General features: G+C 40.0%; 17 protein-coding genes and 1 pseudogene. 8 read left to right on the forward strand and 10 right to left on the reverse strand.

The annotated features are described in order from the left end of the window. Positions 1 to 5 precede the first annotated feature (5 nt). Both JOC78_RS10070 and JOC78_RS10075 read right to left on the reverse strand, forming a co-directional pair. The gene (locus JOC78_RS10070; RefSeq protein WP_204554932.1) at positions 6 to 2,606 is read right to left on the reverse strand and encodes a DEAD/DEAH box helicase; all 2,601 of its coding nucleotides are present in this window, start codon (positions 2,604 to 2,606) and stop codon (positions 6 to 8) included. Between the two features lie 1,291 nt (positions 2,607 to 3,897). Then, a pseudogene (locus tag JOC78_RS10075) lies at positions 3,898 to 6,408 on the reverse strand (dynamin family protein); the annotation flags it as partial. Positions 6,409 to 6,577: 169 nt separating this feature from the next. On the opposite strand from JOC78_RS10075, the gene JOC78_RS10080 reads away from it, so the two are divergent. Continuing rightward, a complete protein-coding gene (locus JOC78_RS10080) occupies positions 6,578 to 7,315 on the forward strand; it encodes a CPBP family glutamic-type intramembrane protease (RefSeq protein WP_204554938.1) in 738 nt (245 codons plus the stop codon). Positions 7,316 to 7,426: 111 nt separating this feature from the next. On the opposite strand, the gene JOC78_RS10085 is transcribed toward JOC78_RS10080, so the two are convergent. Then, positions 7,427 to 8,074, reverse strand: a complete 648-nt coding sequence (locus JOC78_RS10085; protein ID WP_204554941.1) for a 2OG-Fe(II) oxygenase — start codon at positions 8,072 to 8,074, stop codon at positions 7,427 to 7,429. A 339-nt stretch (positions 8,075 to 8,413) separates the two neighbouring features. Here JOC78_RS10085 and JOC78_RS10090 point away from each other — a divergent pair, with 339 nt between their 5' ends. Continuing rightward, positions 8,414 to 9,328, forward strand: coding sequence for a ketopantoate reductase family protein (locus JOC78_RS10090; protein ID WP_204554944.1), 915 nt, complete (start codon positions 8,414 to 8,416; stop codon positions 9,326 to 9,328). A 43-nt stretch (positions 9,329 to 9,371) separates the two neighbouring features. Then, positions 9,372 to 10,301 carry an endonuclease I family protein gene (locus JOC78_RS10095; RefSeq protein ID WP_204554947.1) on the forward strand — a complete coding sequence of 310 codons (930 nt, stop codon included), beginning with the start codon at positions 9,372 to 9,374 and terminating at the stop codon, positions 10,299 to 10,301. 55 nt (positions 10,302 to 10,356) lie between these two features. On the opposite strand, the gene JOC78_RS10100 is transcribed toward JOC78_RS10095, so the two are convergent. Both JOC78_RS10100 and ku read right to left on the reverse strand, forming a co-directional pair. Continuing rightward, a complete protein-coding gene (locus JOC78_RS10100) occupies positions 10,357 to 11,118 on the reverse strand; it encodes an exodeoxyribonuclease III (protein ID WP_204554950.1) in 762 nt (253 codons plus the stop codon). A 209-nt stretch (positions 11,119 to 11,327) separates the two neighbouring features. Next, a complete protein-coding gene (ku, locus tag JOC78_RS10105; protein WP_204554953.1) occupies positions 11,328 to 12,158 on the reverse strand; it encodes a non-homologous end joining protein Ku in 831 nt (276 codons plus the stop codon). Between the two features lie 146 nt (positions 12,159 to 12,304). Between ku and JOC78_RS10110 the strand changes: the two genes are divergently transcribed. Both JOC78_RS10110 and JOC78_RS10115 read left to right on the forward strand, forming a co-directional pair. After that, positions 12,305 to 14,143, forward strand: coding sequence for a DNA ligase D (locus JOC78_RS10110; protein WP_204554956.1), 1,839 nt, complete (start codon positions 12,305 to 12,307; stop codon positions 14,141 to 14,143). A gap of 54 nt (positions 14,144 to 14,197) precedes the next feature. Next, a complete protein-coding gene (locus JOC78_RS10115) occupies positions 14,198 to 14,917 on the forward strand; it encodes a 3-ketoacyl-ACP reductase (RefSeq protein WP_204554959.1) in 720 nt (239 codons plus the stop codon). A 32-nt stretch (positions 14,918 to 14,949) separates the two neighbouring features. On the opposite strand, the gene JOC78_RS10120 is transcribed toward JOC78_RS10115, so the two are convergent. The 3 genes from JOC78_RS10120 to JOC78_RS10130 all read right to left on the reverse strand — a co-directional run bounded on the left by JOC78_RS10120 (position 14,950) and on the right by JOC78_RS10130 (position 18,027). Continuing rightward, a complete protein-coding gene (locus JOC78_RS10120) occupies positions 14,950 to 15,801 on the reverse strand; it encodes a MurR/RpiR family transcriptional regulator (RefSeq protein WP_204554962.1) in 852 nt (283 codons plus the stop codon). Positions 15,802 to 15,964: 163 nt separating this feature from the next. Next, positions 15,965 to 16,441: a GNAT family N-acetyltransferase gene (locus JOC78_RS10125; RefSeq protein WP_204554966.1), complete on the reverse strand. Its 477-nt coding sequence runs from the start codon at positions 16,439 to 16,441 to the stop codon at positions 15,965 to 15,967. Positions 16,442 to 16,635: 194 nt separating this feature from the next. Next, the gene (locus JOC78_RS10130; RefSeq protein WP_204554969.1) at positions 16,636 to 18,027 is read right to left on the reverse strand and encodes an aspartate aminotransferase family protein; all 1,392 of its coding nucleotides are present in this window, start codon (positions 18,025 to 18,027) and stop codon (positions 16,636 to 16,638) included. Between the two features lie 249 nt (positions 18,028 to 18,276). Between JOC78_RS10130 and JOC78_RS10135 the strand changes: the two genes are divergently transcribed. Beyond that, positions 18,277 to 18,771 (forward strand): L,D-transpeptidase family protein, encoded by a 495-nt coding sequence (locus JOC78_RS10135; RefSeq protein WP_204554972.1) that lies wholly within the window; start codon positions 18,277 to 18,279, stop codon positions 18,769 to 18,771. Between the two features lie 73 nt (positions 18,772 to 18,844). On the opposite strand, the gene JOC78_RS10140 is transcribed toward JOC78_RS10135, so the two are convergent. After that, a complete protein-coding gene (locus JOC78_RS10140; RefSeq protein ID WP_204554975.1) occupies positions 18,845 to 19,804 on the reverse strand; it encodes an MBL fold metallo-hydrolase in 960 nt (319 codons plus the stop codon). 126 nt (positions 19,805 to 19,930) lie between these two features. After that, a complete protein-coding gene (locus JOC78_RS10145) occupies positions 19,931 to 21,004 on the reverse strand; it encodes a branched-chain amino acid aminotransferase (RefSeq protein ID WP_204554989.1) in 1,074 nt (357 codons plus the stop codon). 278 nt (positions 21,005 to 21,282) lie between these two features. Here JOC78_RS10145 and JOC78_RS10150 point away from each other — a divergent pair, with 278 nt between their 5' ends. Together JOC78_RS10150 and JOC78_RS10155 are read left to right on the forward strand one after the other, a co-directional pair. Next, positions 21,283 to 22,266 carry a cation diffusion facilitator family transporter gene (locus JOC78_RS10150; RefSeq protein WP_204554992.1) on the forward strand — a complete coding sequence of 328 codons (984 nt, stop codon included), beginning with the start codon at positions 21,283 to 21,285 and terminating at the stop codon, positions 22,264 to 22,266. Positions 22,267 to 22,340: 74 nt separating this feature from the next. Further along, positions 22,341 to 22,931: a YitT family protein gene (locus tag JOC78_RS10155; protein WP_204555480.1), complete on the forward strand. Its 591-nt coding sequence runs from the start codon at positions 22,341 to 22,343 to the stop codon at positions 22,929 to 22,931. Positions 22,932 to 23,132: the final 201 nt, after the last annotated feature.

Raw genomic sequence — 23,132 nt, forward strand, 5'->3', positions numbered from 1 at the left:
TGTGTTTAATTTCTTTTTTTATTCGAGCGTTTAGTTCCGTATTTGCTTCTTTTCTGCTCTCTATGACAGGCGTCACAAATGGAAAAATGAAAATCTTGTGGCAAGCTTGCTCGGCATCTTCTGCATGTCCTGCCAGCTGGTTTGACATCAATCTGCAGATGTTCATGCACCCCATTGCTGATCTCTTCCCTAAATCGTTCCCAATAGATGGCTTCAGTTGGCCGATTCAGTTTATACAAAAACAGAACATGCAGCCCGATTGCTTTATAGGATAATTCCAGATCTTCTAAGTTCCCCGTTTTAATTCGCGGCTCAGGCAAATCGTTGTCATGCACGATGGCTTTCATTGTCTTATACCACTGTGTTTTCAGACTGCTTTCCTTCGTTGAAAAAGGCAAATGAAGAAAGCTGTACAGATCAATGACAGACAGGCGCGCTTCAATGTCTGTCCCTTGAATTAATTCGTATAATTCCCGCTCCTGATGCAGTGAGGCTTTCATTGTACCTTTAGGGCTTTCGAATTGTTCCCAGAGCTCAAAAAACAGACCAAGACTGCGATAATATTTTAAAAAGCGCTCAAAAATAGACGCAGTCGGCGCTACCGTAAAGATCGTTAATGGTTCATCTTCTTTTTGCAGCAAAAATTCCATCGTTCGAACGTCTGCCGAAAAAGCGACCCGCCCCTTTGGGTAGATTCCTTTTCGTCCTGCCCTGCCTGCAATCTGTTTTACTTCCTGCGAAGTCAGCCTTCTTCTTCTCGTCCCATCAAATTTTTCATTTTTTAGAAAAACAATGCGGCGTATCGGCAGATTCAGCCCCATTCCAATGGCGTCTGTTGACACCATGACTTTCGTTTCACCTGAATTAAACTGCTGAATTTGCTTTTTTCTCGTCTCAGGCGGCATGCTTCCGTAGATCATGCTCACAGAATGGCGGCTCTTCCTAAGTTTCGAAGCCGTTTCTAACACTTCTTTTCTAGAAAAACAAACCAAGGCATCACCTTTCGTCACATGAGAGAGGGTAAATCGATTCGGTTCTACTTGCAGAGGAACCTCTCTAGTGTAATCATGAATTTCGTACTCAGCATCACCCACAAGATCTAAAAGCATTTGTTTAATGTTGCGGCTTCCGATAATGTGCACTTCACGGGCATTCGCTTTCGTTATCGCTTTATACCAGGAAAATCCTCGATCCTTATCTGCTATCATTTGTGCTTCATCAATCACGACCACTTCATAGAAATCCTTCTCGTGAAACATTTCAACCGTACATGAAATGTGCTTTGCTTCTGAATGGAGTTTTTCTTCTTCTCCCGTTTTTAGCGAACAAGGCACACCATCCGCATTTAATTTATCATATACTTCAAGTGCCAACAGCCGAAGCGGCGCCAAGTAAAGCCCGCTCTCCGCTTGTTTCATTCGCTGAAGCGCCTGATGCGTCTTTCCTGTGTTTGTTTCTCCAATATGAAGAACGTATCGAGCGCTTCTATGAGGAGACAGACTATACTCTTGCCCGAATATATCCTCGATCAAGAGAGCTTCCTCTATTCTCTGGCGTTCTGCTTTTTCGACCTCTCTAGCTTTTCTTTGCACTCGTTCTAGGGAGGTCCTCTCATAAAGTTCTTTATGAACAGAAACTTCAAATGGAATGTCTGCCGTATTTAAAAGATCTGTTACATAGTCTTCCGCTATTTCATCAAAGATTTCTTCTGCTAATTCATCTATATACGGCAGGATTAACTCTTGGAATCGATCTGCATCCATTTCCTCATCAAAGAGTTCTTTATATTCATTCATATAGGAATTGAAAAGACCATCCATATGCTCCTGTGAAACAACCTCGTTCACCAACTCATTAAAAACGAGCTGCTCATATTGATCGTAGTAGGTTTCATACTCAAATTCAGCTTGCAGACCAAAGCCGTAGCCTACCTGATGAATACGGCCGGTTAACTCTTCAAAAAAGTCTGCGGCTTCCTTATAGTTTGATGGCTCAAAAGAACCTGCCTCGTCCAGTTCTTCCTCAAGTGCTTCTCTTTCCACCGCATGGAACCTTTTATTATATGTCAGGTCACTTTGTAATTGTAAAGCGGCATTATATCGTATTTTTAAGAATAAGGCTTCCTGTTCCTTCTCAAGAAAATGTATAGCTTCTTGTTCCAAACTTTGAAGGATCGTTCCCTTTTTTAATTCGAGATGTCTTTCTTTTTCCTGCTCTAAATACTGAGCTCTTGCTTCATCGTATAGCAATGTCCAGTCCGTGTGTTTGCCTCCATATTTCTCTTTGAGCCATGCCCAAACATCAAACCGCTCATACCTTTTCATTTCACTGCGAAAGAGTTTATTCACCACTTTCCTGTCTGTATTGCCTGAAATGATCCTTCTGTCCTTTAAAAGAGTTTTCTTCTCTTTATGAGGAAGATCGTTGGACACTTTGTTTAACCAAACCGTCAGCCAGATTTGATCAAGATATTGGCGTCTATCAATCAGGTATTGATCAAATGAAACACACTTCTCTTTCCTGCCAAGATAGGCCGATAGATCGTCCATGATTTTTTGTTTAACCAGTTGAATCGTCTTTCGATGTGACTCTGCTAATTTGCTCATACAAAACTCCTTTAAACGATACCTTTATACACACAAATACTTGCTCTTACTTGCTGCTGATATATGTGAGCGTGTCTTTTATTTCTTGATAACTTGATTCTACTCTATTGGATATGTTTCCTTGTTTCAATACATTCATTTGACCCGAAAAGTGAGATTCGATCTGCTTACTTATATCACGCTTCGCAAAAGAAATGATTTCTTTAAATGATTCATCACAGAAATGTCTCAGCACAGGATCATTTTCATGAATATATTGCTCCACAGGACGTCTTAATTGATGATCAAGTTTGTCTCGCAAGGTTAGGTTCATTCCTTCAATGAAAAAAGCAGACCCTGATGAAATGTCAGGCAAATAGGCTTTCCAGTCTATCGTCTCACAAAGAGGCAGACCTTCTTGGAATGATGGCCGTTCCATTTGATCACGCTCTTCTGCTTTTAATGAAATATCAGGTGATAAGTGCTTTAGCTGGGTGTCTATCTGTTCGTAAATGAGTGTCTCCATTTTTCTCATATAAACTTCAAGCCTGAACGCCGTAGCTCTTAATTCCTGTGCCACATCTAGTGACACAAACCGGATCAATTCATTCAAGCATCGCTGCAAGATGATCGACACTGTTTTTTGATCGGCACTTTTTAAAACAGAGGGGGTAAAAATTTGGTTGAATTCATCCCTTAATCTAAAGAATACCCGCTGCTTTACGAAATACAGTAGTTCAGTCATTTCCTGATTTAAGCGCTCTTTTTCAGCTGAAAATTCGAGCGTTTGAATGAGGTGATCAGATTTCACCCTAGCTAGTTCAAGTTCAAGCAATAGCTTCTTTTTCTCTTCTGCACTCTTCTTTTGTAATTCAATCCATCTGGCCATTGTTTTTTTCGCCATTAGAACCTCTGTGATGGCGGATTGAATGACGACGGCCGGAAGCTCTTTAAAAATAAAAGTAAAAAATGAATCATTGAATGCTTTTATTCCTGAGAAAGCTAATCCTTCTTCCTGACTTAATGCAGCATTTGTATTCGTTAACTTTTTATATCTTTCCTGCTCATCCCTATTCAGTGATGTTTGCGCTAATAATGCAATGTGGCTCGACACAGGGAAGATTTGCGCGTCGCGAATACCGCAAGTTAATAAATTTTTTTCTACATGAGTCAGAACATCTTCTATTTCCTGTTCTGCAGACGCTAAATCACATGCGTTGACGAGAAAGAACATTTTATCCTTATCGAAATAATCCTTCACCCGTCCCAGCTGAATTAAAAACTCTCGGTCTGCTTTGGAAAATGCATGGTTATAGTAGGTGACAAATAAAACCGCGTCAGCTTTTGTTGTATATTCAAATGCTACTTCGGTATGCCTTGAGTTGATGGAATCTGCACCAGGCGTATCGACTAAGATGATTCCTTTTCTAGTCAGCGGGCAGTCGTAATATAGCTGCACTTTTTCAATATAACAGGCTTTTTCTTCAGATTGTACATATCGCTCAAATTGAGAGCTATCCGTCTGTTGAATGGATCCTAAACGACTTTCGCTATGGCTTCGGCCAGCTAAAACAGAACGCAGAAATTGCATACCCTGTTTTGTCACCAATTCAAGAGGCGGCGGCAGCTCTTCTTTCTCTTTATTCTTTTCATCTATATCTTCTGATTGATCCCTCAATTCCACCAAATGATCATGATGCCTCACCAATTTTTCCAACTCTTCAAGAGTACCTGCAGATAGACCTGCCGCATCTAACACTTGATTAATGTCTTGGATCAGCTCCTGCTCTTTTTTAAAAAACAGGCGGACCGTCCCGTGTAAATGTTGTGAGTCAGGAGGCAATATTTCATTTATAGTAGCTGTCGTTGGATTAGGAGACACCGGAAGAACTCTTTTTCCCATTAATGCGTTGGCAAAAGAAGACTTACCCGCGCTGAAAGCACCGAACAGCGCAATGGTAAATCGGCGGTTATTTACTTTTTCCAGTTTCCGTTCTATGCCGACTGCGGCTGATTTTAGATCTGTAAAGCGCGACAAAATCGCTGAAGCAGAGCGAAGATGGTCTTTTACTGATTCATCAAATATGTTTGCTTTGGTTTGGAATGTTTTATTCCATCTATGTGCGATGCGGCCGATGTGAATGCCCTTTGATTTTTCTGTAAACCTCGATTCCGCAGATGTTACAAACGCATGGTGAATTTCCTCTGTATGTTCTTCATGACCGCTTGCATCAAAGTCCAGAAATGAATATAACTTGCGCTCAGTCTTCTCATTTCCTTCTAGAATCGCCGCAAGTCTCTTTGCCACCTGAAGTTTTCTTTCGTAAGACTGCAGCTGTTCGCCCAACTGTTTCTCCCGTTGTTTTAGCTGCTGGTTTAAAAGTGTTTGCGCTTCTTGGATTTCTGCTAGGGCTTGTCTCGTATATAGCTGATGTATGGCATCAATTAATAGCGAACAATAAATTCTAGCGGATTCATTGTTTAATATAGCACCCCGATTGATTTTTTTAATTAAAAAATCTGGAGTCAGTTCAACCTTAAAACGCTGAATATTTTCTCTGAGGTGATCATTGTATAAATCATGTTCTTGATAATAATCCTCAAACAGCTTCTTGACATGGATATGCAGGGAAATATCAATATTTGAACAAAGAGACTCATGAAAACGATCGAGACGCTGCTCCATTTCTTGCTTTGTCTTTTTTCGTGAAAAAAGGCCGCCTGCCCTAAAGCCAAATTGTCTGGAATCCAGAAATTCTCTGGCATATTCACGCGTGTGATACGGAATTAAATTGGCATTGGTCAAGACGGTTTTCAACTTTTCATGAAAGGCGGGTTCAAACTGTACCGCCCGTTCGTTCAATGTTTCCTGTTCCAATTGTAATTCCTGATATTTTCTTAGCAGCTCCATGGCGTCTTGCCCTTCATTGAGAACCGATTGCAGCAAATCTACTTCTTGTTTTTGCTCCTCTCGCTTCCAATTCATATGACGCTTGATTAACTGAAGTGATTCTTTCTGAATATTTGTTACTACCACTGACTTTCTTTTGCTGATCTCTTTAGCCAAGGTTTCTTTAAACTCCGCCAGCTGATTGTATGGGTAATTGATCTCTTTCATTGATGTGAAAAAAATCTGCCTATCGTTCATCTCATGCTCTTGAAAGGATTGGACAATCTGTTCTTTATATTGTTCAAATGACCCTTCAGATGACAAATGCTTATCAATTTGATTGATTATAAGAAACGTTTTTTTCTTTTTGTTGGATAACTCTTGAATAAATTGATAGTTCACTTCGGACTGCACATGATTATAATCCATCATGTATATGACGAGGTCTGCTAGATATAACCTGGATTCTGCCGCTACTCGATGCGCATCATCCGTGGAATCAATTCCAGGCGTATCCAGTATCGCGATATGCGGCGGCAGATTTTTCGTGTCATGGCTGATCTCGACATATTCAACTAGGTCGCCATCCGTGCAATAATCTTGAACGTCGGCCAGGTTATATGGGTAACTAAAAATTTTTTCTTCTTTTTGGGTAAATCCAACTTTCACATAGGGTTCTCCGGAAGTAATTTTCACGACATTGGCACTCGTTGGTATGGGATTAGAAGGCAAAAGGTCTGTCCCCATCAACTCATTGATCATCGTCGATTTTCCGGCTGAAAAGTGGCCGCAAAACGCCATCACATATTCAAGATGCTTCATCTTCTCAAGCATTTTTTCACATTCTTGTACGCCATTTTCATCACCAGCCTTGTGAATTTCTGCCTTTACTTGTTCTAGAGCTTCTATTAATGAAGACTGAGTCAGCTTCATTTTCATTCGCCTCCTTCCTTTTCCGCTTATTCATTTACTCAAGTGTAGCGGAATCGGTTTTATTCTGTCTACGCTCAACCTTCTATTTAATAAGAAGAAAAACGGCTTGAACCTCACCTTACGTGATGAAGTATCATGGAAATATAGAAGGAATTGAGGAGGAAAAATCATGAATGTGACAGAACTTTTATTCATTTCAGCTTTAGCTGTTATTGGAATCTCACTTATGGCTAAAAGTGAAGAAAAAATTTATCAAGACTTGTTTTCAGCTGAAAAGATGCCCCCCATATGGCTGCGGATGCTTAACCATCTCATCATCGTCATTCCATTATCACTGTTAGGCTACTTCTTTTACGAGAAAAGCGGGCTCAGCCAGCCGCTGTTTACGAGCATTCAAGTAAGCAGCATTGTTCTTTCCATTCTTTGTGCTTTACTAAACGCGGGATATTATTATGGATATGTGATGAAAAAAACCGATCTTCATTCAATTAAAAGAATTGAACAGTCAAGAGATCAAGTTGGAATTCTCGCTCGGATTTTTTATGGAGGCGTTGTCGAAGAGGTGATGTTCCGCTACGGCAGCATGAGTTTTTTCGTGTGGCTCCTGTACACATTAACTGCAAATGAACTGATTTCAATATGGATTGGCAATTTGCTTGCGGCTATCCTTTTCGCTTTAGCTCATCTGCCGGGTATGTTCCAAATGAAAGTAAAGATTACAAAAACTTTAGTTATTTATAGCATGGGCATGAATATCATTGTTGGCTTATTTTGCGGCTGGCTACTTTGGCAGGACGGGCTCGCAGCAGCTATCCTTTGCCATATGCTGTTTCACATAGTTTGGTATGCATTTGAGAAAACCTCTTTTGGAGTGATAAAAAAACGCGAAGAAAGCCGACCTGTTTAAATAAGCTATTATAAAAAACCTTGACTAGCAGGCCAGTCAAGGTTTTTAACACATGTATGAAGTCTATTTTTAAGAAGTTATATACTATATTCCTGAGTGAGACAAAATATCTCATTGAAATTTTTGTCTTCTCATCCATTGCGTCGCGGCCCATTTATCTCCGATGACAACAGGTGCTCCCCCGTGTAACGTTAAATCGTTGATCTCTTGGTCACTGTAGAAATATTCAAAATACACAGCCATCCCTTTTTGCGGTGATACAGAAAGGTTCAATTTAGGAAAATAGGTCTCTCCGCCATCTTCCACATCATTTAAGTACATCACCAGCGTACTGATTCGCGGATTTTTCACTTTTGAGGAGAAAAAATCAAAATGAGCTTTATATTCTTGACCCATTTGATAATTCAATACCTGAAGGCCTTCCCCATGTTCAACAGGAATATTCATGATTTGTGAGAGTCTTTTTTCAATTCTCGCCACGACATCATTTTCTCCTTCTTCAAAGAACATACTGCTGCTTGTTCTCAGTTCATCTTCTTTACGGGTATTCCCGATCTTTGAACGCTGCATTCTAAGTTTTGACTGTCTAATTAATTCATCACATTCTTCATCGCTTAGCACATTCCCTAAAATGACGATCAGCGGCTCTTCTAATCTGGCAATAATGTTAATGACTCGATCTTCAGTAATAATTTTATTGCCTAGGTGGTCAAAAATAGTCGGTTCTTTACTAGATATTACTTTTACATCTCTTGTCAACTTTCATCAACCTCTGAATTCATAATATATTTTCATTTTATTTTTTTCATTACTAACAGCGGTATTTAAAGATGCTTTTCGTTCCCTCCCGCGGTAACATTTAATACAGTTTCCTCATTTTAATATGAATGTAAATCTTTAGCGAATTTGTTAGAATGTCTTTTCATTTTACCTCCTGGTTTACTATTTGACTATCTTTTTATTTCAGGACTATTTTACTTTTATCGTTTAAAACAATATGTTTACCTCCTTGATTGCAAGTGTTCTATCAGGTTCATCAGAATGTTCAGAAAAAATAAGATTTTATGCTATGATTAAAGGAAAAAGGAGTGGGTTTATATGAACATATTAGTCTATGGAGCAGGTGCATTAGGAGCTTATTTCGGTTTGCGTTTTCAGGAAGCGGGACATTCAGTACAGTACCTCGTACGCGAAAAGCGAGCCAGCCTTCTTGATCAGCATGGCCTTCATATTCAAAGTGTGAAAGGGGACTATCAAGCAGCACAAGTCTCCTATATTCGATCCGCTGAAGAAGCAAAGAATATTGATCTAGTTATCTTAGCCGTGAAAGGCCACCATCTCTCTGGTGCGATTGATGATTTAAAGATATTAGCGCTAAATGGAGCGAAAGTGCTGCCGCTTTTAAACGGAATCGAGCATATTCGCGTCCTGCAGCAAGAATTAGGCGAAGAACATGTTATTGGCGGCATGTCATTTATCATCGCTACGTTAAATGATCAAGGTCATGTTGTGCATACAAGCGAGCAGCATGATTTAGTATTCGGCTCCTTACACCCTTCGCAAGATTCAATATGCCAAGAGTTTCTCGAGCTTTGTGAAGGAAGCAATATGAACGTCCGCCAAAGTGACAATATTTTATATGATATGTGGAGAAAATATATGTTCATTTCTGCGGTTTCCGGTGTGACAACAGCTGGAGACTATAACATTGGCGTGTTTAGAAGCAACGAAGAAACGATGAAGACAGCGACGAGAATGCTGCAAGAAATGAAGACGCTAGCGAATGCTTATGACATTGAAGTGACGGAACAAGACGTTGAGATCGCCGTTTCACAGATCAACAGCATGCCGGAAGATGCGACGTCTTCTATGCATCAAGACCGCCGAAAGGGATTGACTCTTGAAGTGGAACACTTACAAGGGGGTGCCCTTCGTCTGGCACAAAAAGTGGATCTCGACCTGCCTGTAACGGAAACGCTGTATGGATTAATTAAGCCCTATCAGAATGCATAACTGCAAGCTGTATTTTTAATCCTATAGAAGATGAGGGTACAACATGGCGTACACAAGATACTTAAATAGTGTAAAAGAATTGGAAGAATCTATTAACAAAGACTGGGATCAAGCACTGGTTCATTTAAGCGAAAACAAAAGAAAGATTCAAAGCGATCAAACGCTTTATTACGATGAACACAAAGATCAAAAAGAAAAGAAATCATATTATCGTTCCATCAAATTAACTGGTAACGGCAAGCAGCTTTTTAATGCCCACCACGAATTGGTCAAACGGAAACACATCAGACAAATCCCTTACTTTTTCAGCAAAGATCAATACTTATACACATGGGTTGATATGCAGCCGGACGGCTCGGTGAAAAGTATTTATTCTGGCGAACACAAAGATCCTAAAATTATGCTAAAAGAAGATTACGATACGATCCATAAAAAACATCAGCAATTTCAAAAGTTGCTCGAGAAAGCCCGTAAGCCTACCTACCAGCTCGACGAAAAAATGCGTGACATTGACACAGAGCTAAAATTCAATACGGAGCATATCATTCCTCAATCATGGTTTGGAGCGAGAGAACCGATGAAAGGCGATCTGCATCATTTATTTGTCTGTGAACCGAATTGCAATACCGCTCGTTCCAATTTTCCGTTTGAAGATTTTTCGTTTTATAACCCTGAATCTCCTAAAGAGAAAATTCGCAATCGATGCGGAGTCGCTGTGAACGGCCGCTTTGAACCGGAAGATGGAAAAGGAATATCAGCGCGAGCCGTCTTGTACTTTCTCCTGCGCTACCCAGATGCGATTAGAAAATCATTTTTAAAGCAATTGGATGTACCATTGCTCATCCGCTGGCACAAAGAATTTCCCGTCACCATTTACGAAAAACACCGCAACCGAGCCATTGCTCATATTCAGGGGAACAGAAATCCATTTATAGATTTCTCTGATTTGGCGGAGAAAATCCCATTCAAATAAAAATGGGGACAGACCCCCGGCGCTTTAAAGCGCTGAAGGTCTGTCCTCTTTTTTGTCAAATGCACATATTTAATTCCAGCGAGACCGGGCAATGATCGCTGCCCATCACTTCAGGATGAATGTCTGCATCTTTTATAACATCTTTCAGCCTCTCTGAAACAATAAAGTAATCTATGCGCCAGCCAATGTTTTTCTCGCGCACTTTACTCATATATGACCACCAGCTATAAGCATCTGTTCGATCTGGATATACATATCTAAAGCTGTCAATAAACCCGGCCTGCAGCAAGTCCGTCATTTTTTGGCGTTCTTCTATCGTAAAGCCTGAATTCCCGTGGTTAGATCTTGCATTCTTTAAATCTACCTCTTGATGTGCCACGTTCAAGTCTCCGCATAAAACCACCGGCTTCATTTTGTCCAATTCTATTAAATGCTGTTTGAGTTCTTCTTCCCACATGAGCCGCTCAGGTAATCTTGATAAATCCCTTTTGGAGTTAATTGTATACACATTCACTAGATAAAAAGAGTCAAATTCAAGTGTCAGTGATCGTCCTTCCTCCTGCTTTTCGTTTAAACCGATCCCATATTTCACAGAGATCGGCGGGATTTTTGTGAAAACAGCCGTACCGGAGTATCCTTTTCTCTCAGCATAATTCCAATACTGATGGTAGCCTTCTAGCTCCAATTCGATTTGTCCCGCTTGAAGCTTCGTCTCCTGCAGGCAAAAAATATCTGCCCCTGTCTCTTGAAAATACTCAAGAAACCCTTTCTTCACACATGCTCTAATTCCATTCACATTCCAAGAAATTAACTTCATTTTTATGCCCCTTATTTTGTATTCATGTTAACTACTATACTATTTCTCCATCAAAATCTCTTCCTTCACAATAATATAATTGAATAATATATAGAAATTATAATTCTAATCAAGTGATTAACTCTTTATTATTTAAATAATATTTTAAAAAAACTTCTCCTAATAACCGCACAAAAAAACTGATTCGCTCGGAATCAGTTTTTGTCGGATTATGCTTTTTTCTTGCGTGTAGCCGCCCTTTTCTTACGCGGAGCCGGTTTAGCTTCCGCTGGCTTTGTCCTGTCAATAGATGCTTGCAAAGCCGCCATTAAATCGGTAACATTAGTTTTTTCCTTTTTGGCTTTAGGCGTGACGGTTTCTTCCGTTCGTTTAGACTGAATCAACTCCAGTAAACGTTTGCGGTATTCATCTTCGTACTGATCCGGTTCAAATGGAGTCGATAATTGATCAATTAAAAGAATCGCTGTATCTATTTCTTTCTTTGACACTTGGCTTTCTTCTGGCACATTCGGTACGTCAGCGGCCTTGCGTACTTCATCCGGGTAATGAATCGTTTCCATGAGCAGTGTGTTTTCATATACTCGAACTACAGCTAACTGTTCTTTCGATCGAATAACAATTTTTGCTAAACCAGCTTTTCCGGATTCCGTCAAAGCTTTTCTAAGCAAACTATATGCTTTCGTTCCCCCTTCATTCGGTGACAGGAAATAACTTCGGTTAAAATAAATCGGATCTATTTCTTCTACTTTGATAAAATCAACGATTTCGACCATTTTTTCTTCGCTTATCTTTTTCAGCTGTTCTAGTTCTTCTTCTTCGATGACCACATATTTCCCCTTTGCTACTTCATACCCTTTGACGATGTCTTCTTGCTTTAATTCCACTTCACAAACTGGACAGACTTTTTCATATTTGATCGGCGTATGGCATTTTTTGTGAAGAGATCTTGCCGATACATCTTTCTCTTCGGTTGCGGCATGAAGCTTAATCGGAATATTGACTAACCCGAAGCTAATGCTGCCTTTCCATATTGTATGCATATCATTTGCCTCACTTTTTTGTTTTAGTTTGCGGTAATCTGTATTTTTCATACGGGCTGGCAAATGAAAAGCTTTGTTAACACGATCTGGAAACATATATTGAACCGTACAAACAAACACTAAAATTAAAAAGATGGGTGAAAAAAATGAAATGGATGCTGCCAACTTTAAAAGATTTACTTCCCGAACAAAAGGATTGGGTATATGAAATTAAATATGATGGATTTCGTGCCTTGCTTAAATGGACGAAAGAAGGAATTGAGCTGATCAGCCGCAATGGAAATGATCTGCTGCCGCAATTCCCCGAAATCAATGGCTTTTGTAAACAGCATAAATTGATAGCCGCTCCTCACTTGCCAATCATTCTGGACGGCGAACTTGTTATTTTAAAAACAGCAAAAAAAGCAAACTTTAGCGCAATACAAAAAAGAGGCCGGCTTAAATCGAAAACCAGCATCGAAGATCGATCACAAAAGCAGCCAGCCGACTTTTTAGCCTTTGATATACTTCAATGGAGAGAACAAAATTGCGAAAACGAATCGCTAAAAAAGAGGAAGCAGCTGCTTGCGAAACTCTTTACTATCATGGATCTCCCCCTCTCCCCTACCCCTGGCCATGACATGAAAATACAGATGGTACCTTTTGAAGAGAAGATGGCAGAAGCTCTAAGGTTGATGCATGAACATAATAGCGAAGGCATCGTTGGTAAAAAGCTTCGATCTGCATATGAACGAAAAAGAACGGAAAACTGGGTTAAATTGAAAAACTGGCGCAAAGTGCGCTGTTTTATTACAAGCTATGATGAACAAAACGGGTACTATGACGTAGCAGTATATAAACTAGATCAGGCAATTCCACTCGGTTCTTTTCATTTTGGCCTAACACCGGAGGAAAAACGCCTGCTGAGTCAAACAATTATTGCCAATGCGTCGAAAAAAATAAAAGGAAAGTATTTCTTGCCCCCTTCTATCTGTGTGGAACTTCATTATTTAGAGGTTTTTGGAGGAAGTTTGCGAGAACCTCATTTTCACCAATTTCTCTTTGATGTCACGCCAAAGGAATGCACTTATGATCAATTCCAGCTGCAGTCTCTTCAAATTCCACAAACGGTGGAGATCACACATTCAGATAAACCATTGTGGGGAGAAACGATTCACAAACTCGATTATTTATCCTATTTAAAAGCGATTACTCCGCGCATTTTGCCATTTTTAAAAGATCGGCCTTTAACGGTCATTCGCTACCCTCATGGTGTATCAGGTGAAGCCTTTTACCAGAAGAACTGTCCAGATTACGCACCAGATTTTGTTCAGACGAAAAAAATAGACGATATTGAATACATCATCTGCAATTTTCTTGATACTTATTTTTGGCTTGGAAACCAATTAGCTATTGAATTTCATATACCTTTTCAGACCATCGATTCAGCATATGTCAGTGAAATCGTCTTTGACCTTGATCCACCGTCTCGAGCTGAATATCCGCTCGCCGTGCAATGTGCCATGGAACTAAAAGAAATTTTGGACTCACTGAAGTTAGCATCTTTTGTAAAATTTTCTGGCAACAAAGGCCTGCAAGTGTATGTGCCGCTCCTGATCGATCGATTTTCTTGGGAGGAAACGAATCAATTTACCGATTTTATTGCCCACTATTTAACATCAAAACGGCCAAATGATTATACCATTGAACGTCTGAAGAAGAATCGCGGCGGAAAACTTTATATTGATTACGTCCAGCACCGCCCAGGAAAAACGATCATTGCTCCCTACTCGCTTCGCGGCAACCCTGAAGCACTGGCGGCCGTTCCCCTATATTGGGAAGAAGTTGAACATAGTGATCCTCTTCACTATTCTATGTTCGCTGTCATGGAACGCCTCGACCAGATGATTTGTCCGTTTTCCTCTTTTTTTGAAACGGATAATGAAGCAGCTTTTCAATCAGTTATTGATCATTTTAACGTGAAGAAGCCTTCTGTTTTGACTTAAGAGCCTTGCTATATTAAGATTAACAATCATTTAGTCGAGGAGGAATCATTGCTTATGGCAGAATCATTGACAGGAAAAGTCGCCCTGATTACAGGAGCTGGTAAAGGGATTGGAAAAGCCACAGCCATCGCTTTGGCAAAAGAAGGCGTAAATATTGGGCTGATCGCTAGAACAGAAGAAGATTTACAAGCGGCAGCAAAAGAAATCGAAGCGTTAGGCGTAAAAGCTGCTTATGCTGGTGCAGACGTATCGAATATGGAAGAAGTAAATAAAGCCGTTGACACCATAAAAAATAAATTAGGCGAGGCTGACATTTTAATTAATAATGCAGGAATCGGCAAATTCGGCAAGTTTTTAGAGCTTGATCCAAAAGAATGGAAGAAGATTATTGACGTAAACTTAATGGGTGCATATTACGTCACACGAGCCGTCCTTCCGCAATTAATAGAGAAAAATGGCGGAGACATCATTAATATTTCTTCTACTGCGGGGCAAAAAGGCGCGCCTGTGACAAGTGCCTACAGCGCTTCAAAATTTGGTCTATTAGGTTTAACAGAGTCTTTAGCGTTAGAAGTCCGCAAGCATAATATTCGCGTGTCTGCTCTTACGCCAAGTACAGTCGCAACTGAACTCGCATTTAATGAAAATTTAACAGACGGAAACCCTGACAAAGTCATGCAGCCAGAGGATTTAGCTGAGTATATCGTCGCCCAGCTGAAATTACACCCTCGTATTTTTATCAAATCTGCTGGACTGTGGTCAACAAATCCGTAAAAACAAAAGCGGTTGGAGCTTCCAGCCGCTTTTTACTTGTAAAAAGTGTCTAATCGATCCCACAAATCTTCTAAAGAATCCAGCCTATCCTTTAAATTATCTTCTTTTTCTTTACCCAAATAAGTAATCAAGGCATTAATGACACTTAAAGGAGCCACGAAAGAATCAATAAATGTCGGCATTCGACTCGAAGCCGTCAAAGTAATATCTGCATGAGGAATTAAAGGAGACAATAATGTGTCCGTTATCGCGATCGCTGTTGCCTTCTGCTCCTTTGCATAGGCAAATATATCAATCGTACTTTTCGTGTAACGGGCAAAACTTAACGCGATGACAGCATCCTCCTCGCCGAGATTATATAGGCGCTCCGCGGTTGTTTCAATGGAAGAAATCAGTTCAACTTCATCTAACATCATCTGAAGATAGTAGTGAAGAAACACCCCTAAAGATAACGCACTTCGGTTCGCAATAATATACACTTTTCTTGCTTTTAATAGACAATCAACGGCTTGATGAAACGCCTCCATATCTAATGTTTCCATCGTCGATTTAAGGTTGTCCATATCATCTTGAAAAATGGCGTAAACCCCGGTTTCTTTTTCATCATACATCTCTTTAGAGATCTTTAATCGTTCGGTAGTCGTCAGCTGCTGCTGAACCGAGCTCTGCATATATTGCTGAAGCTCAGGATAACCTGAGTATCCAAGGAATGTCGCAAATCGCACCACAGTTGCCTGGCTGACTTCAGCTTGTTTAGATAATTTTTCTACAGTTAAAAATGGAGCTGTATGCTGATTTTCAAGAATAAATTTGGCGATTTTTTCTTGAGATTTGCTCATTCCACCCATTTTTCCTGCGATCAGCCGGTAGACATTGTTTGACATAAGCTCCCCCTTTGAATATGACTATTACGTCAATCGAATGTTGTTTTTTAATTTACTATTATTATAGCCTAGTTATAATTAATGTGAAAACAAGGGTCCGCAGCGTTAAATAATGGATACTTCTTGTTGAACTATAGATTCAATAATTAAAGAGGAGACAGAATTACAATGACATTTTCATTACTAACTGTTCGCCAATGGGGCCTTGTTTTCTCTCACCAGTATCTTTAAAATCTGCACTTAAGTAGAGTTGCTGCGCAGGAATATTTTTATGATTAACCACTAGAACAACTTCATCACAGGCAGGAAATTCTGTTTTAACAAAATCACTTAATAAAAGCATACCTTGTTTAGCGTAACCTTTTCCTTGTTTAGCATGATTGACAGATAAGGCCGTTAACAACATGGCTTTGGGGTTATTCGAGTATTCCTTTACTCGTTCAGTCGAATGAAGCAAAAAGAAGCCTACAGGTTCATCATTACTTAATATGACAATCCGATATTGACCCTCTGATACGTCTAATACATCATTTGGTAAGGCAGTGAACTGTATTTGTTCTTCAGGTAACATAAAATTATTTAATACACTTAAATGTGCGTGCTTGAAGTGCGCTAATCTGACGTCATTAAGTTTCTTCATAAGGCTTCTCCTAGTTCGTTTTTATACTAATATACCACCGGAACATAAGACCGTCATTACCCGTCTAGACCGTTTGAACAAGTTGGCCGTCGATCAGTAGAAAAACCAAACCACTAAGTGATTTGGTTTTTTCAATAGTTATGATTTACACTGCACCTCAGAAACATAACGATTTACTCATTACACCTTTTTGTTTATATGGTTTGACATGGCCGCTGTTGAATCCTTCTGATAGCTTCTTCATGAGCAGCCACCGTTCTGGTGATATCTTGTTCAGTGTGAACAGTTGACATCGAGTAGCGATTTAATGGTTTCGTATAAATTCCTAAGTCCAATAATTGATAGTCGATTTCCTTTCTGAGCTGCGTATCAGCTTTATTCATATCCCTGTAATTTTTGATTGGTTCATCCGTCAGCACAATATTAAAGATGCTTCCCATTCCAATGGTCTGCATGGCGATTCCATATTTCTGATACACACGTTCGAGCTGTGTTCTTAAAGACATGGTACGCGCCATTAAAGATTCCATCGCTCCTTCTTCCTCTAAAGCATGAATCGTTGCTAATCCTGCAGCCAATACCGTCGGATGTCCGTTGTATGTTCCACTGTGAAAAAGCGGATCTTCTTTTTGTTCATTTTCTGCCCCAGCCGTTAAAATGTCCCGGCCCCGATCAGGCGCGGATACCATCATGATCTCCTTCTTGCCGCCAACTGCTCCGACTGGGAATCCTCCGCCAAGGACTTTTCCTAAGGCTGTCAGGTCTGGTTTAATGCCATATATTTGTTGAGCCCCTCCAAGCGATAAACGAAAGCCGGTTTTTACTTCGTCAAAGATTAGTACAATGCCCAATTCTTCCGTCAAGCGGCGAAGACCTTTCATAAATTCCTCGTCTGCTGGAATAAATCCCCCTTGAATCGGCTCCATGATCACAGCGGAGAGCTCATGTGCGTGTTTTCGCAGTATTTTTTCCGTTGCTATCAAATCATTAAATGGAAGGATGACCGTATTTTCAACATAATAATCCGGAACACCTTTCGATTCAGGCACAGCTTTTGGTGCAGCTGCTTCGCCAGCTTGACTCTCATCAGGATTGACACTAAGCAGCACTTGATCATAGCCCCCGTGATAATGCCCTTCAAATTTAGCTATTTTTGTTTTACCGGTATACGCCATGGCTGTACGAATCGCTAACAGTGTTGCTTCCATGCCAGAGTTCGCATAGCGCACCATTTCTATACCAGGGTAGAGTTCGATCAGTTTTTCTGCCATTTCAATTTCAAGAGAATGGGGAGTGCCGAATATTGTCGTGCCTGCTTCTTGCATTTGCTTCGCTGTGGCTTGATAGACTTTTTCATGTCCATGCCCTAAGATCAATGCTCCATAACACAGTAAATAATCAATATATTCATTTTCATCCACATCAAACAATTTACTTCCATTCCCTTTTTTCATCACGATCGGATGAGGAGCAATATATTTAATATTGGCTGTTACTCCACCAGGAATGACTTGTTTTGCCCGTTGAAATTGTTCTGCTGAACCCTTTACTTTTTCTGATAGCAATTGCTCACTTACTGTTTTCAAAATGAACCCTCCAACATTTTTTGATTATATTTATTCCACAGGAGATCAATTTATGAAATAAATATTTCTTTCATCTGAAAAAAATTGCGCTTATGATTTGGATTAAAAATTTCAATATACACATGATATGAAATAAATATTTCATAGTCAACCCATATGTGAAATTTTTATAACTTAGATAAATAAATCGGTTCTATCTGTTAGTCCAGTGAGAATAAATTTTTACTAATAAACGAATGGAGGTTAATTATGTATCATGCAGTAAAGGCGGGAGAAACACTTTATTCTATTTCTGAAGATTTTCGGGTGCCGCTTAATGTGCTGATCAGCGCCAACCCAAACATAAATCCCAATAGGATTCGTGTCGGCGAACGAATTTATATCCCTGGTATTCCAGCAGCCGAAACGATTCCCTATTCGATCATCATTTCTTTGTCGAAAAGGACGCTGACTTTGCTTTATAACGGACAGGTAAGAAAAGTCTATCCAATCGCCGTTGGCAAAATGCTGACTCAAACGCCGCTCGGGGAATACGTTATTATTAACAAAGCACCTAACCCCGGCGGCCCATTCGGCACCATGTGGATGAGTTTATCAAAAAAGTCCTATGGCATTCATGGAACGGATAATCCATCGTCCATCGGTCAATCGGTTTCTAAAGGCTGCGTACGGATGTTTAACAAAGATGTAGAAGAATTGGCAAGAACCATTCCCATTGGCACCCCTGTATCTATTCGTCCATAAGGTTACCTCGCACAAAAAAAGCTGACTTTTCAACTCACTGATAGCGGTTGAAAGCCAGCTTTTCCATATAAATCTATTTCACTTCCACTTTCATTAAATAATCAATAATTCCCATCGCACTGACTTCGGCATCTAACTGCGCAATTTCAAAGGCATGATTCTTCTCTGACACTTTTTCTTTCATATCTTTCATTACCATGCTGAAAATATGATTAAATAAGGCTTCTGACTGTTCTTCAAATCCCAAATGGCTATTTTCTGCAAGTATTTGCTTCCCAGCCTCTAAATATTTTGGCAGCCAATAACGAATTTGTTTATAGACTTCTGCTGGGTTTTTCGACATGCCGTAATGGCCAAAATAAATTCTTTCCACCTTTAACTCTTCAATGCGATCCACCGCTTCAAGCATCGCTTCTGGATTAAACTGGTTAGGTGAAGTCGATGGCAAATAGATTTCCACGCCCTCACTCAACAGATCAGGATAGGTTACCCCAATGGTATCTCCTGTAAATATTCCTTTGCTGTACGGGTCGTAAATGGAGAAGTGATGATTGGCATGTCCCGGCGTGTCCAAAAAAGTTAATACTCGATTTTCTCCGATTTGAAGCGTTTCTCCGTCACTCTTTACCACGAGACTCTCTTCTGGAATCGGAACAATCGGATCAAACAGTTCATCGAAACGCTCTCCATACACCGCTTTTGCTCCTTGAATTAAGCGTGAAGGATCAGCTAAATGACGTTTTCCTTTTGGATGTACGACCACTTTTGCGTTTGGACAGGCCTGAAGCAATAAACCCGCTCCTCCTGCATGATCCAAATGGATATGAGTGACGATGATATTCTTTACGTCACTCGGGTCAATCCCAAGTGTCTTTAATCCTTCTAATAAATAAGGTATGGAGGGACTAGCGCTCGTTTCAACGATCGTGATTTCCTCTGCATGAATCACGTAGCTTCCCGTCCGGTTTTCTCCTCCTAAATCAAATACATCAATAATAGAAATATCATGCCCTAAATCAACTGGCTGTTTCATAGAATCCTCCCTTTACTGGAACTAAATTCTTCTCTTTATAAAACATTTCGTTAAACAGTCTGGTTCTTCCTGCAAGATCTGCAGGAATGAATAAAAGAGGAAGGGGCTCCCTTCCTCTTACATCGATTAATTAACTTTTGTCACCCAGTTAAACGGATCAGGTTCCGTTCCTTTTTGAATGCCTGTTAACGTATCGTATAATCTTTTTGATACGTCGCCTGTCTCGCCATTATTGATTTTCATTTGATCTTCTTCCCAAAGGAATTCACCGATTGGAGAAATAACGGCTGCCGTACCTGTTCCAAATGCTTCTTCTAACTGACCTTTTTGATGAGCTTCTTTCACTTCCTGCATAGAAATTCTACGCTCTGTTACCTTAAGACCCCAATGTTTAAGAAGCTCGATTACGGAGTTGCGGGTAACCCCTTCTAAAATACTTCCGTTTAAGGCAGGCGTGACAATCTCCCCGTTAATCTTGAAGAATACGTTCATGCTGCCTACTTCTTCAATATACTTTCTTTCCACTCCATCAAGCCAAAGCACTTGTGAGTACTCTTTCTCACCGGCAAGCTGCTGGGCTTTCAGGCTCGCTGCATAGTTTCCGCCTGTTTTAGCCGTACCTGTTCCGCCTGATACCGCACGGACGAATTGGTTCTCTACAAGGATCTTTACTGGACGAATTCCTTCCTTATAGTAAGAGCCTACTGGTGACATAATAATAATGAACTGATAGTGCTTCGCAGGAGCCACGCCAAGAAATGGCTCAGTCGCAATAATGAATGGGCGGATATATAAGGATGTTCCTTCTGCGTTTGGAATCCATTCTCGATCCTTTTTAATTAGCTCTTTCAATGCTTCAATGGCAAATTCACCGTCAATATGCGGAATGCACAAGCGGTCATTGGAACGATTTAATCTCTCCATGTTTTTTTCAGGACGGAATAATAGCACTTGATCATCTTCCGTTAAATAGGCTTTCAATCCTTCGAATACGGTTTGGCCATAGTGAAAGACCATAGAGGCTGGGTCTAGGCTAATAGGCTGGTAAGGAACGATTCTCGGGTCGTGCCAGCCTTGTCCCTCTGTATAATCCATAATAAACATATGATCAGTAAACACTTGACCAAATCCCAGCTGATCGGACTTAGGCTTTTGTTTTTTTTGTGTGCTTTCTTTAAATGTTATCGTTTGAGCATTCATTGCTAACGTCTCCTTGTTGTGAATGACACAGTAAACATTGTCATTGCTATAATATGTATGATTTCTATTTTACAATTTTTTCGAATCTTTTAACAACATAAAAATTTTCTTTTTCTTATTTTTTTATTCCTATCCCTTTTTCATTATTTCCTTCTATTGCCGATTCATCACAATTATTAAACTTTTTAGGGTTCTTGGAGTGAAGGTGTATTTTTGTCCAATTTTGGGTACTACTTTTAAAATGGAATCATTTTTTTACAGAGGCAGGAGGCTTATTTATGGAACAGCAGAAAGAAAGTTTTATGAGTTTAGTGAAAAAAGGAAATAAATCCTCCGCCATTGCCGCTACAGGGAACACGATTCTTGCGATAGCCAAAGCCGTCGCAGCATCATTCAGCGGCAGCGGAGCCATGTTTGCATCGGCTATGCACTCATTAGCCGATGCCGTCAATCAAGGCTTTGTGTTTGTTGGCAGTGTTCTTTCAGAAAAGAGACCGACCGCAAAGTTTCCATTAGGATTTGGCCGAGTAATCAATATTTTTTGTATGATTGCCGTAATTGTCGTTACGATTATGGCGTATGAAACGATTCTTGAAGGATGGCATTTATTGCAGCATCCTGCAGAATCGGGCGGCTTTTTGCTCAATTTGCTTGTTTTACTTCTGAACATATTAATCGACGGATGGATCTTGGTCAAAGCCATGAAAGAAATTGCTCATGAATCAAGAAGTGGAGCTACTGGAATGGCCGTTGTAACGTCGTCATTTCAAAATGTCGGACGAGCCGCTCCGCCAACGAGACTCGTGTTCTACGAAGATTTGGTCGCTGTTACCGGCGCTCTTTTAGCGCTTATCGCAGTCATCGTCACGACTTTTACCAATTTTGATGCACTTGATGGGGTCGCAACTATCTTAATTGGTCTCTTAATGGTTGGAGTCGCTTTCCGAGTTGGTTATGATAACATGGTTGGCTTAATTGGAGTTGCAGCACCGAGGGATATTGAGGAGAAAGTCGCTGTCTTGATCCTTGATGATGATAAAGTAAAAGATATTAATAAAATGCGAATTACTCAGGAAGGTCGTTACTACCATGTAGAAGCCCTTCTTGAATTGCAAAAAGGCATGACTCTTGCTGATGCGGATGATGTGAAGTTTAAAGTAAGGGACGTATTAGCCAATGATCCAGATATTAGTGATGTCGCCCTTGGAATCATTGAAGATGACGGTAAACAAAGCTGGGATATTTCCCCTAAAACGATTTAAAGTAAGTTCATAAACATACATGATTAAAACATATACATGATACATGTCCACCAATTGGGAGATGAATCGTGTATATGTTTTTTATTGAGAAAATGTTAGCCATTCTTTTCGGCAGCTGTCTATTATCTATTGGTATTAATTTATTCCTCGTACCGTTTGATCTTTTGGATGGCGGTATTATTGGCATCAGCCTCATTCTTTATTATCTTCTCGGTGTAAAAGTGGGTTTGACCATTATTATTGTGAGTCTGCCAATTTTTCTGCTGGCCTGGTTCTATTCAAAGTCGTATTTCTATAACAGCCTTCATGGCATGCTCGTTTCTTCGTTTATGATTGATATTCTGCATCCTTTGACGGCCTGGTTTACATCTGCTGTTCACCCTTCCCCGCTCGTAAGCTCCATATTAGGGGGGATCTTCATCGGCCTTGGAATTGGAATCATGCTTCGCTTTGAGACAAGCACGGGCGGTACCGATTTATTAGCGCAGTTTCTAGCGAAAATGTATCGTATAAATGTTGGCTTGATTATTTTCCTAATCGATTTCATCGTTATTTTAGCCGGCGGCATTCTGCTTTCGGCCGATACGCTCCTTCTCTCGACCATCACCATTATTTTCGTGGGGTTATCTACCGGTTTATGCACGGCAAATAGTAAGACAAGCTAGGGTTTTAATCCATATAAAAAGTTTTCTCTTTTTCATCATCAAATCAAAGAATTAAATAGTATGCTAATTAACAGGCTGAATATTTATTGTCCTTGACTATTTTTTGTTTGAAGTATTAAAAAGAGAAAAATAAATAGGTAATTTATGTTAAAATCAATAGAGAGATGTAATTGTTTTTTTATTCCAGTTAATAGGATTAGG

It is taken from the genome of Bacillus ectoiniformans (assembly GCF_016908875.1).
GTDB classification, from domain to species: domain Bacteria; phylum Bacillota; class Bacilli; order Bacillales; family Domibacillaceae; genus Bacillus_BX; species Bacillus_BX ectoiniformans.